The organism is uncultured Holdemanella sp., assembly GCF_958348295.1.
In the GTDB taxonomy this organism is placed as follows: domain Bacteria; phylum Bacillota_I; class Bacilli_A; order Erysipelotrichales; family Erysipelotrichaceae; genus Holdemanella.
This window is the reverse complement of record NZ_CATVYQ010000095.1, coordinates 1-2,540: the sequence shown is the minus strand read 5'-3', so window position 1 is coordinate 2,540 and position 2,540 is coordinate 1. Positions and strand designations below refer to the sequence as shown.

Here is a 2,540-nt window from a genome sequence, read left to right as displayed (position 1 = left end):
TGCCCTATGTAATCTTATAGCGTATCTAGACCCCAACTATTTTTATATAGTCGTTTTTTTATATTCAGCATAATTTTATTTAAATTTGAACAATTGTTCCAAATTTAGCCTGTATATTATTCACGTAGATAACCGGTTATTCTACAAAATAACGAAAGGAGAAAATAGTATAAAGTAATACTATTTAACATTTAAAATATGTCAGATCAATTTGTTTTACAAGCTCAAAAATATTTAAATAACACTTATCAAAACAACAACCAATGGGTTATGTTGACTGAAAACGGAAATACTGGAACAGCTATGATGGAAGGATTGGTTCGTGCATTCCAGCTACAAAAATGGAGTACCGAATGCAACAGGTTATTTAGGTCCTTATACAGTTCAGGTAATGAAAAATCTGCCAACAATCTCTAAAATGGACCCTGAAGATGATGCAGATCCAAACGTTTGCTTGATTCAATGCGCTTTATTTTGTAAAGGATATCATGCAGGCGGCATTACTGGAATTTATTATACAAACGGAGTTAATGCCGTAAAAGAAATGCAAAGTGATGGAAGTATCGAAGTAACAGGAACTATTAATTGGAAAGTATGGATGGGATTATTCTCTCTTAACTGGTTCTAATTGGTCAGTGGTGGAAATTCAACTGTACGATTAATCCAAAAACAATTGAATGAAGACTGGTCAGATGTTATCAGAGTTCAGGCTTGTGACGGAATCATTTCGCGAAATACCGCCTTATCTTTACTAGGTGCACTTCAAGTTGCAGAAGGATTGGTAGATTGGATCGATGACTTGAGTGAATTAAATTTTGGCCCATCTACTTCAAACTATTTCCCTACAGCTCTACAGCAAGGTCAAAACGGCTCATACATCAAATACAATAAGATTGCACAATACGGATTGTATTTTAATGGTATGAATCAAAACCGATTCGATGGAATCTTTGATGGTGATATGACTTCCAATGTATCTCAATTCCAAGAAAAATATGGTTTAAAAGGAATGATTTCAGATACATTAGGAACGATTGGCGTATCAACAATGAAATCGTTGTTGACAAGCAAAGGAGACACTAATCGTAATGCATTGGCATGTGACTGCTCTACCGTTTTGAATCAAACACAAATTCAGGACTTATACAATGATGGTTATCGATATATCGGACGATATTTAACAGGTACAGTTGGAACTGGAGATAATGAAAGAAGCAAGGCAATGACCAAGTCCGAAATCAATATGATTCAAAATACTGGATTATCAATCTTCCCAATTTATCAGGATGGAGGATATTACGAGAATTATTTCAAAAAATCCATGCAAGGCAGCTACGATGCCATCACTGCTATCAATCAGGCAAAAAAACTTGGATTTACATCTGGAACAACTATTTATTTTGCAGTTGATTTCGATTGCTTGGAATATCAAACCGATGCTTACATCATCCCATACTTCCAGCAAATCAGAAATGCATTCAATCAAGGTGTATACAATACAAAAAATTATAAAATCGGAATCTACGCACCAAGATTTGTTTGTACAAAAGTATACGAAGCTGGATTATGTGACTTCTCTTTTGTCGCAGACATGTCTACTGGATTTAGTGGCAATCTTGGATACCCGATTCCAGAAAACTGGGCATTTGATCAATTTGTAGAATTCACTTATTCATCAACTCCAAATTTTGATTTAGATAATGTTGGTGTATCAGGGTTAGATGCTGGATGCAGAAAAGTTGATACTACACAAGATGACACAGATGAAGACCGTTTATATCAGGCACAGCGAAAATATACAAACTGTATATTAAGAAGTACAGGTCTATTAGACAAATTCTTAAATCTAGGCGTTGAATTTAATTTTGAAAATGGCTCATATAATCTTGGAACAACAGCTACAGAAAACATTATTATTTCTGCAATATTAAAAACATCTGAGTCATTAAAGCTTCATTCATCTTCTTCAAATACAATTTCAATCACATAGAATGGAAATGAATTAAGCAGTGGATTCAAAACAAGTGTGGATCAAATCAAATCACAAGTCCAAGATACTGAATTACAAGCTTATATTGAGAGCACTTTAGAAGATGTTGCAACTAGCGTAAAAGTCGGTAATATTTCATATCAAATCGTTTCAGCAGGTGTAAACACAATGAAACTAAGTTTAATCTGTGAGACAGACAATCTATTAGAATTTGACGATGTTACAGGAAACGTTTCAATTGAACTAGAATTTACAATCACTGCAACTGGAGATATGGAAGAATCTATTGATTTTTCTAATGTGGGCCAAGCCCTTTCTACTGTATTGCTAGCTTCTTTAATGATTGCACTTTGTTGTTTTGTTGGTGTTGAATATGCACCATTAGTAGTCTCTTGGTTTACAACTCAATATTTAGCTCAAGCATAGCTATTTGGTTATATTTTATGATGATAAATTAATTGCTAAAAGTGTTAAATAAAGGTTAGGAGTACTAATTCCAATGTCATTAAGTTAAGACAATTCTTAAATTTATGAGTCTTACCTATAAATA

4 protein-coding genes are annotated in these 2,540 nt (G+C 33.7%); all 4 read left to right on the top strand.

Going from position 1 to position 2,540, the window contains the following annotated elements:
* Positions 1-198: 198 nt before the first annotated feature.
* The 4 genes from Q3907_RS10680 (at position 199) to Q3907_RS10665 (ending at position 2,416) form a co-directional block, all read left to right on the top strand.
* Complete coding sequence (locus Q3907_RS10680; protein WP_301898262.1) at positions 199-417, top strand: hypothetical protein; 219 nt, start codon at positions 199-201, stop codon at positions 415-417.
* Positions 392-628, top strand: coding sequence for a peptidoglycan-binding protein (locus Q3907_RS10675; RefSeq protein WP_301898261.1), 237 nt, complete (start codon positions 392-394; stop codon positions 626-628). Before Q3907_RS10680 ends, Q3907_RS10675 begins: the two co-directional genes overlap by 26 nt.
* Positions 629-1,990, top strand: a complete 1,362-nt coding sequence (locus Q3907_RS10670) for a glycoside hydrolase domain-containing protein (RefSeq protein WP_301898260.1) — start codon at positions 629-631, stop codon at positions 1,988-1,990.
* Positions 1,991-2,158: 168 nt separating this feature from the next.
* Positions 2,159-2,416, top strand: coding sequence for a hypothetical protein (locus Q3907_RS10665; RefSeq protein WP_301898259.1), 258 nt, complete (start codon positions 2,159-2,161; stop codon positions 2,414-2,416).
* Positions 2,417-2,540: the final 124 nt, after the last annotated feature.